This window comes from Roseovarius pacificus, from assembly GCF_900142665.1.
Classification (GTDB): Bacteria; Pseudomonadota; Alphaproteobacteria; order Rhodobacterales; family Rhodobacteraceae; genus Roseovarius; species Roseovarius pacificus.
On sequence record NZ_FRBR01000008.1, the window covers coordinates 106,881 to 120,036 of the forward strand.

Here is a 13,156-nt window from a genome sequence, read left to right on the forward strand (position 1 = left end):
GCTCACCAATAAAGACTGACGTAAAATCGCGGATTGCCCTATCCTTGCGACGACAAGGAGGTGCTGAGCCATGATTCGACTACTCCTGTTTATGGGCCTGCTGGCCACATCCGCCACCGCGCAGGACCGTCGCCCCAGCCATTGCATCGCCGTGGCGCAAAACACACCGGGCGTCGAAGTCCTGCATAAGGCCAGCTTTCGTGATCCGGTGCCCGAGTTTTCAGTCCGGCTGCGCTATATCTCGCATGCCGCGTTTCTGTTGCAGACCGAGGATGGCCTCTCGGCGGTGACCGATTTCACGGGGTTCATCGGTAATGTGGATTTCATTCCCGACGTGGTGACGATGAACCATGCCCATTCCACCCACTGGACGGCCAACCCCGATCCGGCAATCCCCCATGTGCTGCGCGGATGGGGGGACACCAGCGCTGGAGCCGAGCATTACCTCGATCTTGGTGGCATGGTGGTGCGCAATGTTCCCACCGATATTCGTGGCTGGGACGGTGGGGGCGAACCCAACGGCAATTCGATTTTCGTGTTTGAGGCCGCGGGCCTGTGCATCGGCCATCTGGGGCATTTGCATCATGAACCGAGCGATGAACAATACGCGGCGCTTGGCCGTATGGATGTCGTCATGGCCCCGGTCGACGGCGGGTATACCATGCCGCTGGACAACATGATGAACGTGTTGCGTCGGCTGAAAGCCCGGATCGTGATTCCGATGCACTGGTTCGCCGACGGGTCGCTTGGCCGCTTTTTGGCCGGGATGGAAGGGGATTTCGAGATCGTCGAAACCGGCACGTCGGAAATCACCGTATCGTTGCGCAGCCTGCCGGAGCGCCCGACGATCATGGTATTGCGCCCCGCGCTGCTGCGGGAGGCGGAATAGGGGCGTGTCCGCGCCCAAAGAAAGGCTGGACCGTACCGCAGGGCATGCTAGCACTTGGGCATGGACCTGACCCCTGTGACGCCCGAGTTCATCGACCGCCTCCGCGCGGCCCTGCCTGCCGCCGCCTTGCGCGAAACGGCACCGCATTACCTGGAAGAGCCGCGCGGCCGTTGGGCCGGGCAGGCCGGGATCGTCGTTGCGCCGGACAGCGTCGAACAGGTCGCCACCGTCATCCGCGAGTCACTGGCGGCGCGCGTGGCCGTCGTGCCCTATGGCGGCGGTACGGGGCTGGTGGGTGGGCAGATCTGTGCCGAGGGGCCTGCGCCTGTCGTGCTCAGCCTCGAGAGGATGACAGAAGTGCGCGCAGTCTATCCCGACGAAAACCTGATGATCGTCGAGGCGGGGGCTATTCTTCAGGACGTGCACGATGCCGCCGAGGCTGTGAACCGGCTCTATCCGCTCAGTATCGCGTCCAAGGGCAGTGCGCGGATCGGTGGGCTGCTGTCGACCAACGCGGGCGGGGTCAACGTGCTGCGCTATGGCAATGCGCGCGAACTCTGTCTGGGGCTCGAGGCCGTCCTGCCGGACGGGCGCATCTGGCATGGGCTGAAACGGCTGCGCAAGGACAATACCGGGTACGATCTGCGCGACCTTCTGATCGGAGCCGAGGGCACGCTTGGTGTCATCACAGCCGCCACCCTGCGGCTGGTGCCGCGCCCCGCCGGGGAAGGCACGGCGCTCATGGCGGTGGACAGTCCCGCAGCGGCGCTGAAACTTCTGGCGATGGCGCGCGATCACATGGGCGAAGGCGTGAGCGCGTTCGAACTGATGCACCGCATGGGGCTGGATTTCCTGTCCGAAGCATTGCCCGACCTGCGCCAGCCATTCGATATCCCCCCCGAATGGTTCGTGCTGATCGACGTGGGGCTGGCGCGCGGGCTCGATCCGGCCGAAGCGCTGGAAACCCTGTTTGCCGAGGCCTTCGAGGCCGGACTGGTCAGAGACGGCATGATCGCCCAGAACGAGGCGCAGCGGCACGCGTTCTGGGAGGTGCGTGAACAGATCCCCGAGGCAAACCGCCGGATCGGTTCGATCAGTTCGCACGACATCTCGGTGCCCTTGGGCGCGATCCCCGATTTCATCGAAAAGGGAGCCAGGATACTTGCCGGGCTCGGCACGTTCCGCATCAACTGTTTCGGTCATCTTGGCGATGGAAACCTGCATTACAACGTGTTTCCGGCCAAAGGGCGCAGCCGGGACGACCATGTGAAGGATCACGACGCAATCAAACGCGCGGTGCACGATCTGGTCGACCGGATGGGCGGCTCGGTCAGTGCCGAACACGGGATCGGGCGGCTCAAGGTCGACGATCTGGAACGCTATGGCGATCCGGTCAAACTGTCGGCCATGCGCGCGATCAAGTCGGCGCTGGACCCGATGGGCGTCATGAACCCCGGCGCGGTCTTGCGCAGGTCCGGTTCATAACGCTCCGGCCCCCGTTTACCGCAAACGCGCTCCACTGTCCTAGATATCGTCCAGATCGCCATGAATGGCGAATTGCTCCAGCCCGGCCTCCTGCGCCTCGATCACGCGGAAACTTTCGCGCACGCCTGCCTCGGTCAGTTCGCGGGCGACGGTCAGAAGGGTGTTCGGGGCATGGTCCTCGCACAGCTCGCACATATGGGCGAGCTCGGCCTCGGCCACCGGCAGGGCCGTGTTCACGTCCGGCGCGCCGTAGATATCGACGAAATGCTGCGCCAGTGCCTGTGCCAGAGCGGCGCGTTCGTCGTCTTCGATCTGCGTGACCGCCACGAAGGTGACCCGGCCAAAGGTTTCCACACCCAGCCAGCCGTTGGCAAACGCCTGACGCGGCTTGCCGGTCAGGTCGGCCTCGGACCAGTTGGAAAACTCGAACCCGCCCGAGATGCACCACTCCCCGGTGCGCGCGGGGCTGGCATAGACCCGCATGTCGCTTTCGTCGAAATGGATCGCGCGGGCCAGTTTCATGCTGTCTGCTCCAATACCGTGCTGAGCGGGATCAGTTTTGTCTCGTTCCCGTCCCGCAGCAGCATCCCGAAATTCTCGTCAACGCCCAAAAACGTGCCGCTTTGGCCGTTCCGGGTGATGTCTTCGCCCATGTCATGGGCCAGTCCGCGCCATTCGGCATGTAGTGGGCGTGGGCCGTCAATCTCCCACCGGGTGATCCAGTGCAGCGTGTGCCGCGCCCAGGCTTCCAGCAGGGCGGTGGCATTCACATCGGCACAGCCCTCTTCATAGAGCGCGGTTTCGTCCGGGCGTTCCCCCGGCTGGCCACCCGCCGACAACAACGGCAGTTCCAACCCCACCACCAGCCATCCGGGCATGGCCTGCGCATCCGATGTTCCTGCCATCGTGCGCAACCGGCCACAGGCGGCGCCATTGATGCGCAGCCCGCCGCCCCATTCCAGATGCACGGCGACCTCGGGTGGGCCAAGCGCGCCAAGAGCGTTCTGGAACCCGATACCACAGGCAGGCAGCATGGCCATCGCCTGTTCCAGCGGTACCTCGGGGGCCATGACCAATGCCGCGGCCAGTCGGTTGGCGGCCACGTTGTAAACGATCAGTCCCGCGTCGCAGCCAAGCGCGGCCATGGCGCAGGCCTTTTCGAACGGGTTGATCCCGGCGTCCACCGGGTGGCCCGACATCAAAGGCGGAAAGGCCGGATCGCTCATGCCACCCCCTGCGCCACCAGTGCCTTGGCGATGTCGCGAAAGGCCTGTGCCTGCGGCGCGTCGGGGTTCGACACCACGATGGGTGCACCACCGTCCGAGGCCGTACGGATGTCGATATGCAGCGGCACTTCGGCCAGCAGCGGCACGCCCAGCTTGTCGCATTCCGCCTTGACGCCGCCATGGCCGAACACGTGTTCCTCGTGCCCGCAGTTCGAGCAGATATGCGTGGACATGTTCTCGATCATGCCCAGGATCGGCACCTTGAGCTGGTTGAACATGTCGATCCCCTTGCGCGCATCCAGAAGCGCCACGTCCTGCGGTGTCGAAACGATAATCGCGCCATCCACCACCGCCTTTTGTGACAGGGTCATTTGCACATCGCCCGTGCCGGGCGGCAGATCGACCAGCAGCACGTCGAGCGCGCCCCATTGCACCTGCATCAGCATCTGTTGCAGCGCGCCCATCAACATCGGGCCACGCCAGACCACGGCCTGACCCTCGTTCGACATCAACCCGATGGACATCATGGTGACGCCGTGGTTGCGCATCGGCAGGATGGTCTTGCCGTCCGGGCTGGCGGGGCGGCCCGAGACACCCAGCATCCTGGGCTGGCTGGGACCGTACACATCGGCGTCCAGCAGGCCCACGCGCCGCCCCTCGGCGGCCAGAGCACAGGCCAGGTTGGCCGAGACGGTGGATTTACCGACGCCGCCCTTGCCGCTGGCAATCGCGATGATGTGCTTGACGCCCGGCACCGGCTGCGGGCCCTGGGGCTCGGCCTTGCGCTGCGGTTTGAGGTCGGGCGGAGCCTTGGCGGAATGTGCTGTCAGGACCGCCGACACCTCGGCAACGCCCTCCAGCGCCTTGACAGCTGCTTCGGCACTGGCTCGGGCCGGTTCATAGGCTTCGGCCTTGGCCGGGTCGATCTCCAGAACGAACCGAACCGTACTGCCCTCCACGTTCAAACCACGCATCGCGCCGGAGGCAACGATATCGCCGCCGCGCACCGGATCGGCGATGCCTTTCAGCGCCTCGAGAACGCTTTCCCTAGTCAATGCCACGGTCACCCTTGCCCCTTGATCGTGCCGGTCACTTCATGTTCGATGTCCAGCCCGTCGACGGTCAGGACGACTTTGGCCTTGAATTCGCGCCCCTCGAGATCGCCGGCATTGCGCAGGCCCTCTTCGATCGCCTGTTGCGAGGTAACGCCAACCTGTTTGAGGAACTTGCGCATGGACATGTTGAAATCGCTGAGATCGTCGCTCATTTGTCGTGGTCCTTTCCAAGATCATTGACGCAGGGCCGGTGGGGTTTCTACCCTTGAACCATGCGCCGTTTCGTTACCATGACCTGCCTTGCCGCCATTGTGGTGCTCTGTGCGCCACGCATCGGCGCGGCGCAAGATGTAACGCTCGCCGCACCGCAGGCATTGCAGGACAGTGGCCTTTTCAAATATGTGCTGCCGCGCTTTTCGCTCAAGACCGGTGTGCGGATCGAACTGGTTGCCGACCCCGCCGGGGCAGATGTGTCCTTGTCGCCCGACGGTGCGGGGCGCGTGGTGTTCACCGGCCCGCAGGCGACATGGCGCATGACGGTCCTCGCCCGGTCCAGCGAGGGAGCGGCGCGTTTTGCCGACTGGCTGACCTCGGAGGTCGGTCAGCGCACCGTTGCCGGTTTCGAGGTGAATGGCGCGGCCCCGTTCGGCCCGCCCAAACCCACCGATGCGGAGGTTGCCGAGATCAGCTTTGATGGTGATGTCGCGCGCGGGAAAGCACTGTCCGACACGCTGTGCGGGCGTTGCCATGTGGTCAGGCAAGACAAGAAGATGGGCGATATCGGCTCGACCCCGTCGTTTTTCGTTCTGCGTGCGCTCAAGGACTGGGACAGCCGGTTCCAGAGCTTTTACGCGCTCAACCCGCATCCGGCGTTTACGCAGGTGGCCGATGTGACACCACCCTTTCACGAGGAACGTCCGCCGCCGATGATCCCCGTGGAAATGACGCTGGATGACCTTCAGGCAATCCTTGCCTATGTGGCGGCTCTGGAACCCGCCGATCTGGGCGCGCCGATCCGGCATCAGTGATCCCGGCGCTTGCTGAAATAATCGTCGGTCGTGCGTACCTGCGGGCGCTCGCCCCCGGCGAATGGGTTGTCCTTTGAATGGAATTGCGCCTTGACCCGGCAATCGTCGCACATCTGGATCATACGCGCGGCGTTTTCATTGGCGAACATGGCATGTTTGCCCGCCAGTTTCTCGGTGATCCGCTCGACGGTCGATTTCACGCCGAACAGCGCACCGCATTCGATGCAGGCGAACGGTTCTTCCTCGTTCAAAACCGTTTGCGTCAGCGCCTCGTCGCGCAGGTTGAGGCGCGGCTCGTAGCCGATGGCATTCTCCGGGCAGACATTGGCGCACAGCCCGCATTGCAGGCAGGCGTCTTCCTGAAACCGAAGCTGCGGCATGTCGGGATTGTCCACCAATGCCCCCGACGGGCACAGCGACACGCAGGACAGGCACAAGGTGCAGGCGTCGGTGTTTACCTCTACGGCTCCATACGGCGCGCCAGAGGGCAGGGGCAGGATACTGTCGGGGGCGTTCAGGGCCCTGGCTGCGAGCCGGGCAACCTGTCGGCGGCTGCCCATGGGCAGGACCGGCTGTCCGACCGGTGCGGGCACGTCCACGGGCGCATATAGCGCCTCGCACAGGGCGTCGGGATCGGCCACGTCCAGCAGGGCGATTCTGCTTTCCCCGGCAATGGCGCGGGCCAGTGGCACCTCCCGATCCAGCGCATCGCGCTCGGTGGTCGGCGACAGCAGGATCGTCACGTCGGCAAACCCCGAGGCCAGCGCGGCCAGCATCTCGGCATGGCCGAACCCCGAGACCACATCCACCTCGAGCGGGATCACATCCGCAGGCAAGCCCCGCCCGTATCGCGCGCCAAGCCGGATCATTTCGGCACCGTGGTCACGGTCGCAGACCAGCAGGCGAGGGGCATCGCCCCCGGCCTTGCGATACGCAGACGCCAGCGTATGGATGCGCCGGAAGGTCATGTCGGGTGGCGGTGCGTCGTAGGTGATCGCCCCCGAAGGGCAAAGCGCGGCACAGGAGCCGCAGCCGGCGCAGATCATCGGATCGATGCTCACATGCTCGCCTGCGGGGCTGATTGCGCCGGTGGGGCAAATATCGAGGCACCTCGTGCAACCGGGTTTTCCGGCGCGGGAATGGGCGCAGATCAGCGGCTCCATCGCCACGTAAAGGGGTTTCTCGAACGTCCCGATCAGTTGCGAGGCTTCCAGCACGGCATCGGCCACCGCCCCGATACTGCGGGGATCGGCGCGCAGATATCCTTCGCGTTTCTGCGGGGCGGGAAACAAAGGCGTGCCGCCGGTCAGGTCCAGAATAACATCGCATTCGCTCTGCCCGCCATCGCGCGGTGCGGACCATGTCAGCGCCCCCCGTCCGGCGGGGTTCACCTGTTGCAGCGCGTCGATGCGCAAGCGGAACTGTCCGAGTGCACCTTCGGCCCGGTTCAGCCGTCCGCGGATCACATCGAAGTCACGGGTGTCCGGCGGGTCGGTGTCGTCGGTCAACAAGACGGTGACCCCCAACATAGGGGCCAGTTTTTGCGCAGCATCGAGCGCCACACCCGACTCCCCAATGATCAGGCACAAGCCCTCGGATATCACGTCAACGGTCTTTTCCGGGGGCGCGGTCAGTGTCGCCTCGGCCATCAGTGCGGCCATTTTGGGTAGTTTCGGACGGGAGTCGTCGGACCATCCCGCCCTGTCGCGCAGATCGGTAAACGCCGGCTCCGGGGCCTCGGTTTCGGCGGCCAGCTCCTCGAAAACCCGCTGCTCCTGACGGCAACAAATCACTGCGTCACCGGCAGCGATTTCCTCGGCGGCGCGGTCCAGTTGGGTCGTGCAGAGGTTGGAATGCACCTGCGAGCACGTCTGCCCGGTTGTTCTTTCGATGGCCTCGGAGTCAAGCTCTTGGGTTCCAGAACAATTACAGAGAATCAATCGCTTAGCCATGGTGCCTTCTGGTATGGGATCAGTGAGTTCATGCCGGTTTGTCGCGGCGTATCGGCCCAAGAGTAGGCATGATTCGGAGCCGTGGTAAACAAGATTTACCGCGCTTCCGATCACACACGACGCCGGGCACCCGCGTCATCGATTCTGTTTTCGGGCGTGATCCTGCATGAATCGTCCAGCCGCGCAAATCGACCGATCCGGACTTTTTGTCCAATGCGGCGGATTGCCCGGCAAAGCGCCGGTCAAACTGACCCTGCGATCCGATTGTCGACCGTTGAATGCAGAATTTACTTTGACCGGTTCGGAAGTTGTACCAATCTCGAATGACCGAAACTGGGGAGGATCGGCTAGGTGCACAATCCCGCCCGATATGACAGTATGCCTCTTGGCGTAGTGCTCCGACGCACGCCGGGTGTGACCCGGTGGGCAAAATGGGCGTGGAAGGCCGTTGCCGTACTGCCCGGTGCGGCGCAGGCCGATTGGCGTGTGCTGCGCAGCGATGGCGATGTGGTGGAATATCACGCCGCCACGCCCACGCTGGAACTGCATGGTGCGGACACGGAATCGTATGTTCACGGGTTGGCGGCCCGTATCCCGGCGATCTATGTCATTTTGCGTCAGAGCGATGCGCCGGGTGGTCCGCCGCTTGAGGTGCTGTTGGTCACGGCCTCGCCCTACGAAGCGCAGGATTATGCCGACAGCGGCGAAGAGATCATCGAGAAGGTTCCGATGTCCGAGGCGCTGATCGCCTGGGTGCATGCCTTCATCGAAAAGCATCACGTCGAAGAGGAATTCAAGAAACGCCGCCGTGACAAGGTGCGCACCGACAAGGTGGAACTGAGTGTCGGCGATCCGCGCATCCGCAAGGCGGGCGATGTCTATCAGGCGCCGCAAATGCGCAAGGAGAGGATAAATTGACCCACGCTGGCGATTTCTGGTCCCGCCGCAAGGCGAGGGTGGTCGAAGAGGAACAGGCCGATGCCCGTGCGCAGGAGGCGCACGAAATGGCGTTGCGCGACGCCGAACTGGCCGGGAAATCCGACGAGGACATTCTGGAAGAACTGGGTCTGCCCGATCCCGACAGCTTGCAACCCGGCGACGATTTCAAGGCGTTCCTGGCCAGGGCCGTGCCCGACCGTCTCCGCCGCCGTGCCTTGCGGCGCTTGTGGGTGAGCAATCCGGCGCTGGCCAATCTCGATGGGTTGCTGGATTACGGGGAGGATTTCACCGACAAGGCGATGGTGATCGAAAACCTGCAAACAGTCTACCAGGTGGGCAAGGGCATGCTGAGCCATGTCGAGGAACTGGCGCAGCAGGTTGCCGAAGATGGCGATCCCCCGCAGGCCGAACCCGTGCCGCAGGAGCCGGAACTGGCGGAGACGGAACTGCTTGTCGAGCCGACACCGGAGTCCGAACCCGAGACTGCCGCGAAACCCATGGCGCAGGTGCCATCGTCCCCCGAGGATGACCCGTCGCATACGCCGCCCCGGCGGCGCATGCGATTTGCCTTCGAGGACCCGCAGGAGGCGTATACATGACCGGACAAGAGGCAGCGATGGAGCGACCGACCGTGACCAACGATATCGCGGAAGAGGACCGGCTGCGCGCCGATCTTTACGATTTTCTGGGCGTTCTGCTGGCGGCGCCGCCCAATCAGGGCTTGCTGGACCAGACCGCAAGGCTGTCCGGGGACGAAACCGATCTCGGCACGGCCATCGGTGCGCTGTCGCGGATCGCACAACACACCAAAGCCCCCGCCGTCGAGCGAGAGTTCAACGCGCTGTTCATCGGTCTGGGGCGGGGTGAATTGCTCCCCTATGCCAGTTATTACCTGACGGGCTTTCTGAATGAAAAGCCACTCGCGGCGCTGCGCCGGGACATGGCCGCGCGCAGCATGACGCGGGCCGAAAATGTCTATGAGCCCGAGGATAACATCGCATCGCTGATGGAGATGATGGCCGGGTTGATCACCGGGCGCTTCGGTACTCCGGCCACGCTGTCGGATCAGAAGACGTTTTTCAACAAGCATATCGGCCCCTGGGCCGGGCATTTTTTCACGGATTTGGAGGCCGCGAGGAACTCGGTTCTCTATGCCTCGGTCGGCGCTGTCGGCCGGGTGTTCATGGAGATCGAGGCCGAAGGTTTCCGAATGAGCGCGGGGTAATCCGCATGATCCGGCGGGTTTCTTCGATCCGCTACCAACCAGAGAGGAGGACTCTCATGTCGAAGAAAGTTGAGGACGGCACCAGCCGCCGCGATTTTCTCAAACTGGCCGCCACCGGCGCGCCCGCGGTTGCGGTCGTGACGGCAGCGACCGGCGGGCAGGCCGAAGCGGCCCAGCCCGATCTGTCATCCGAACGGATGCAGGACACCGCGCACACGCGCGCATACTTCGATTCCGCCCGGTTCTGATACCGGACGAAGTCACCCGACCCGCTGACGACCGGTTGCAATCGGCCCGACTGTTCAGCGGATAACCTTAGTACCCAGCAGGCCCTGATCCGGGGCTCAGCTCGGGAGGAGATGAAAACATGCTTAGGAAAAAGACCAACGGGGTTGCGAGACGCCCCCAGCGGGCAAGTATCCTGTCTGAGGTCGCCGGGAAATCCGTCGACCGCCGCGCCTTCCTGCGCGGCAGCGGTCTGGCCATCGGTGGCCTGGCTGCCATCGGTGCCACTGGCGGCACCGTGACCAGGGCCAGCGCGGCCTCTGCCGCACAAGGCGCGGTCGACACCGTGAAATCGGTCTGCACGCATTGTTCCGTCGGCTGCACTGTCATGGCCGAGGTTCAGGACGGCGTCTGGATCGGGCAGGAGCCCGGCTGGGACAGCCCGTTCAATCTGGGGTCGCACTGCGCCAAGGGCGCGTCGGTGCGCGAACACGCTCATGGCGAACGCCGTCTGAAGTACCCGATGAAGAAAGAGGGCGGTGAGTGGAAACGCATCAGCTGGGAACAGGCCATCGACGAGATCGGCGACCAGATGCTGTCGATCCGCGACGAAAGCGGCCCCGACAGCGTGTACTGGCTGGGATCGGCCAAGCACAGCAATGAACAGGCCTATCTGTTCCGCAAGTTCGCCGCCTACTGGGGCACGAACAACGTGGATCACCAGGCCCGGATCTGTCACTCGACCACGGTTGCGGGCGTTGCCAACACATGGGGCTACGGCGCCATGACCAACTCCTACAACGACATCCACAAGTCCAAGGCGATTTTCATTATCGGCGGCAATCCGGCCGAGGCGCACCCGGTCTCGCTGCTGCATGTCCTGAAGGCCAAGGAACAGAACAACGCCCCGCTCATCGTCTGCGACCCGCGCTTTACCCGCACGGCGGCACATGCCGATGAATACGTGCGCTTCCGTCCCGGCACTGACGTGGCGCTGATCTGGGGCATCCTGTGGCACATCTTCGAGAACGGCTGGGAAGACAAGGAGTTCATCCGCACCCGTGTCTGGGGCATGGACCAGATCCGCGAGGAAGTGGCCAAGTGGACGCCCGAAGAGGTCGAGCGCGTCACCGGCACGCCCGGTTCGCAACTGCGCCGCGTCGCACTTACCCTGGCCAACAACCGCCCCGGTACCTTGATCTGGTGTATGGGCGGAACGCAGCACACCAACGGCAACAACAACACCCGCGCCTACTGCATCCTGCAACTGGCTCTTGGCAACATGGGCAGGCCGGGTGGCGGCACCAACATCTTCCGCGGCCATGACAACGTGCAGGGCGCAACGGACCTGGGTGTTCTTGCCGACACATTGCCGGGTTACTACGGCCTTTCGGCCGGCTCCTGGGCCCATTGGGCACGGGTCTGGGAAGAGGACTTGGATTGGCTCAAGGGCCGGTTCGCGACGATGAAGGGCGCCGATGGCAAAAACAAGGCCATGATGAACCTCACGGGCATCCCCGTCAGCCGCTGGATCGACGGTGTGCTCGAGGACAAGAACAACCTCGAACAGCCCGACAACACCCGGGCCATGGTACTTTGGGGCCATGCGCCGAATTCTCAGACTCGCCTGGTCGAGATGAAGGGGGCGATGGAAAAGCTCGACATGCTCGTCGTGGTGGATCCGTATCCTACGGTCTCGGCGGTGTTGCATGACCGCACCGATGGTGTCTATCTGCTGCCCGCCTCGACCCAGTTCGAGACGCGAGGATCGGTAACCGCTTCGAACCGGTCGTTGCAGTGGCGGGAACAGATTGTCGAGCCGCTTTTCGAAAGCCTGCCCGACCACGTCATCCTGGCGAAATTCGCGAAGAAGTTCGGATTTGCCGATCGCATTTTCCGCAATATCGGCATGGATGGCGAGGATGAGCCAAACGTCGAAGACCTGACGCGCGAGTTCAACCGCGGCATGTGGACGGTGGGCTATACCGGCCAGTCGCCCGAGCGCCTCAAACTGCACATGGCGAACCAGCATACATTTGACCGGACGACCCTTCGTGCTGTCGGTGGCCCGGCGGATGGCGATTTCTACGGGTTGCCGTGGCCCTGCTGGGGGACTGCCGACATGAAGCATCCAGGCACCGCCAACCTCTATGACATGTCGATGCCGGTTGCCGATGGCGGCCTGACCTTCCGCGCGCGTTTCGGCGTGGAGCGAGATGGCGACAACCTGCTGGCGGACGGGGTCTATAGTGTCGGATCGGAAATTCAGGATGGGTATCCCGAATTCACGATGCAGATGCTGATGGACCTTGGCTGGGACGGCGACCTGACCCCCGAGGAGCGTGCTGTGATCGAGCGGGTCGCCGGCTATCAGGCGCCTGAAGATGCGGGCGAAGGCACGCAGGAGGTCGGAGAGACATCGCAGACCGGCACGGTGCCCAGCGACTATGCCGAGAAGGTCGGCGGCGTGAACTGGAAGACCGACGTTTCGGGGGGTATCCAGCGCGTGGCCATTGCACATGGTTGTGCGCCCTTCGGCAATGCCAAGGCGCGGGCGGTCGTGTGGACCTTCCCCGATCCTGTGCCGGTGCATCGCGAGCCGCTCTATACCAACCGGCGAGATCTGGTGGCGGATTACCCAACCTACGAGGATCGGCATTTCTGGCGGGTGCCGACGCTTTACGCGTCCATCCAGAAGAACGATTTCTCCAAGGATTACCCGATCATCCTGACATCGGGGCGTCTGGTGGAATACGAGGGCGGCGGGGATGAAACCCGGTCGAACCCGTGGCTGGCCGAACTGCAACAGGACATGTTCGTCGAAATCAACCCGAGGGATGCCAACAACCTTGGGGTTCGTGACGGCGCGCAGGTCTGGGTCGAAGGGCCCGAGGGCGGCAAGGTCAAGGTCATGGCCATGGTCACCGAACGGGTGGGCGAGGGCGTTGCCTTCATGCCCTTCCACTTCGGCGGCCATTTCCAGGGCGCGGACCTGAGGGACAAGTATCCCGACGGGGCCGACCCCTATGTTCTGGGGGAATCCACCAACACCGCCCAGACCTATGGCTATGACTCGGTCACGCAGATGCAGGAGACCAAGGCGACTCTCTGCAAAATTAGCGCAGCATAAGG

Annotated in this window: 13 protein-coding genes; 8 read left to right on the forward strand and 5 right to left on the reverse strand. The window is 63.6% G+C overall.

All coding sequences use genetic code 11. From position 1 onward, the window contains the following. Positions 1 to 70 precede the first annotated feature (70 nt). Together BUB53_RS14045 and BUB53_RS14050 are read left to right on the forward strand one after the other, a co-directional pair. Entirely contained in the window at positions 71 to 889 is an 819-nt protein-coding gene (locus BUB53_RS14045; RefSeq protein WP_073035404.1) for an MBL fold metallo-hydrolase, read from the forward strand. Positions 890 to 949: 60 nt separating this feature from the next. After that, entirely contained in the window at positions 950 to 2,374 is a 1,425-nt protein-coding gene (locus BUB53_RS14050; RefSeq protein WP_073035405.1) for an FAD-binding oxidoreductase, read from the forward strand. A gap of 39 nt (positions 2,375 to 2,413) precedes the next feature. On the opposite strand, the gene BUB53_RS14055 is transcribed toward BUB53_RS14050, so the two are convergent. From BUB53_RS14055 to BUB53_RS14070, 4 genes are read right to left on the reverse strand one after another with little or no spacing between them, the layout of a single operon-like run. Further along, positions 2,414 to 2,896 carry a DUF6505 family protein gene (locus BUB53_RS14055; protein ID WP_073035406.1) on the reverse strand — a complete coding sequence of 161 codons (483 nt, stop codon included), beginning with the start codon at positions 2,894 to 2,896 and terminating at the stop codon, positions 2,414 to 2,416. Further along, positions 2,893 to 3,600, reverse strand: coding sequence for a biotin/lipoate--protein ligase family protein (locus BUB53_RS14060; protein ID WP_073035407.1), 708 nt, complete (start codon positions 3,598 to 3,600; stop codon positions 2,893 to 2,895). Before BUB53_RS14060 ends, BUB53_RS14055 begins: the two co-directional genes overlap by 4 nt. Beyond that, a complete protein-coding gene (apbC, locus tag BUB53_RS14065; RefSeq protein ID WP_073035467.1) occupies positions 3,597 to 4,661 on the reverse strand; it encodes an iron-sulfur cluster carrier protein ApbC in 1,065 nt (354 codons plus the stop codon). Before apbC ends, BUB53_RS14060 begins: the two co-directional genes overlap by 4 nt. Positions 4,662 to 4,663: 2 nt before the next feature. Further along, positions 4,664 to 4,867 carry a DUF6494 family protein gene (locus BUB53_RS14070; protein WP_073035408.1) on the reverse strand — a complete coding sequence of 68 codons (204 nt, stop codon included), beginning with the start codon at positions 4,865 to 4,867 and terminating at the stop codon, positions 4,664 to 4,666. A 60-nt stretch (positions 4,868 to 4,927) separates the two neighbouring features. Here BUB53_RS14070 and BUB53_RS14075 point away from each other — a divergent pair, with 60 nt between their 5' ends. Continuing rightward, on the forward strand, positions 4,928 to 5,683 hold the full coding sequence (locus BUB53_RS14075; RefSeq protein WP_229709555.1) for a c-type cytochrome: 756 nt from the start codon (positions 4,928 to 4,930) through the stop codon (positions 5,681 to 5,683). Here BUB53_RS14075 and BUB53_RS14080 read toward each other — a convergent pair. Then, a complete protein-coding gene (locus tag BUB53_RS14080; RefSeq protein ID WP_073035409.1) occupies positions 5,677 to 7,635 on the reverse strand; it encodes a 4Fe-4S binding protein in 1,959 nt (652 codons plus the stop codon). The two genes, BUB53_RS14075 and BUB53_RS14080, sit on opposite strands and share 7 nt — an antisense overlap. A gap of 378 nt (positions 7,636 to 8,013) precedes the next feature. On the opposite strand from BUB53_RS14080, the gene BUB53_RS14085 reads away from it, so the two are divergent. From BUB53_RS14085 to BUB53_RS14105, 5 genes are all read left to right on the forward strand, one after another. Then, positions 8,014 to 8,553 (forward strand): DUF3305 domain-containing protein, encoded by a 540-nt coding sequence (locus tag BUB53_RS14085; RefSeq protein WP_073035410.1) that lies wholly within the window; start codon positions 8,014 to 8,016, stop codon positions 8,551 to 8,553. Beyond that, positions 8,550 to 9,173, forward strand: coding sequence for a DUF3306 domain-containing protein (locus BUB53_RS14090; RefSeq protein WP_073035411.1), 624 nt, complete (start codon positions 8,550 to 8,552; stop codon positions 9,171 to 9,173). Before BUB53_RS14085 ends, BUB53_RS14090 begins: the two co-directional genes overlap by 4 nt. Then, positions 9,170 to 9,799 carry a TorD/DmsD family molecular chaperone gene (locus BUB53_RS14095; RefSeq protein ID WP_073035412.1) on the forward strand — a complete coding sequence of 210 codons (630 nt, stop codon included), beginning with the start codon at positions 9,170 to 9,172 and terminating at the stop codon, positions 9,797 to 9,799. The genes BUB53_RS14090 and BUB53_RS14095 overlap by 4 nt, the downstream gene beginning before the upstream one ends. Before the next feature lie 56 nt (positions 9,800 to 9,855). Next, on the forward strand, positions 9,856 to 10,047 hold the full coding sequence (locus BUB53_RS14100; protein WP_073035413.1) for a ubiquinol-cytochrome c reductase iron-sulfur subunit N-terminal domain-containing protein: 192 nt from the start codon (positions 9,856 to 9,858) through the stop codon (positions 10,045 to 10,047). Positions 10,048 to 10,166: 119 nt separating this feature from the next. Then, positions 10,167 to 13,154 carry a formate dehydrogenase subunit alpha gene (locus BUB53_RS14105; protein ID WP_073035414.1) on the forward strand — a complete coding sequence of 996 codons (2,988 nt, stop codon included), beginning with the start codon at positions 10,167 to 10,169 and terminating at the stop codon, positions 13,152 to 13,154. Positions 13,155 to 13,156: the final 2 nt, after the last annotated feature.

What these genes read in the sequence shown, in the direction of transcription:
- BUB53_RS14045 (WP_073035404.1), top strand. Translation starts at nt 71, where the DNA reads ATGATTCGACTACTCCTGTTTATGGGCCTGCTGGCCACATCCGCCACC.
- BUB53_RS14050 (WP_073035405.1), top strand. Translation starts at nt 950, where the DNA reads ATGGACCTGACCCCTGTGACGCCCGAGTTCATCGACCGCCTCCGCGCG.
- BUB53_RS14055 (WP_073035406.1), bottom strand. Translation starts at nt 2,896, where the DNA reads ATGAAACTGGCCCGCGCGATCCATTTCGACGAAAGCGACATGCGGGTC.
- BUB53_RS14060 (WP_073035407.1), bottom strand. Translation starts at nt 3,600, where the DNA reads ATGAGCGATCCGGCCTTTCCGCCTTTGATGTCGGGCCACCCGGTGGAC.
- BUB53_RS14070 (WP_073035408.1), bottom strand. Translation starts at nt 4,867, where the DNA reads ATGAGCGACGATCTCAGCGATTTCAACATGTCCATGCGCAAGTTCCTC.
- BUB53_RS14075 (WP_229709555.1), top strand. Translation starts at nt 4,928, where the DNA reads ATGCGCCGTTTCGTTACCATGACCTGCCTTGCCGCCATTGTGGTGCTC.
- BUB53_RS14080 (WP_073035409.1), bottom strand. Translation starts at nt 7,635, where the DNA reads ATGGCTAAGCGATTGATTCTCTGTAATTGTTCTGGAACCCAAGAGCTT.
- BUB53_RS14085 (WP_073035410.1), top strand. Translation starts at nt 8,014, where the DNA reads ATGCCTCTTGGCGTAGTGCTCCGACGCACGCCGGGTGTGACCCGGTGG.
- BUB53_RS14095 (WP_073035412.1), top strand. Translation starts at nt 9,170, where the DNA reads ATGACCGGACAAGAGGCAGCGATGGAGCGACCGACCGTGACCAACGAT.
- BUB53_RS14100 (WP_073035413.1), top strand. Translation starts at nt 9,856, where the DNA reads ATGTCGAAGAAAGTTGAGGACGGCACCAGCCGCCGCGATTTTCTCAAA.
- BUB53_RS14105 (WP_073035414.1), top strand. Translation starts at nt 10,167, where the DNA reads ATGCTTAGGAAAAAGACCAACGGGGTTGCGAGACGCCCCCAGCGGGCA.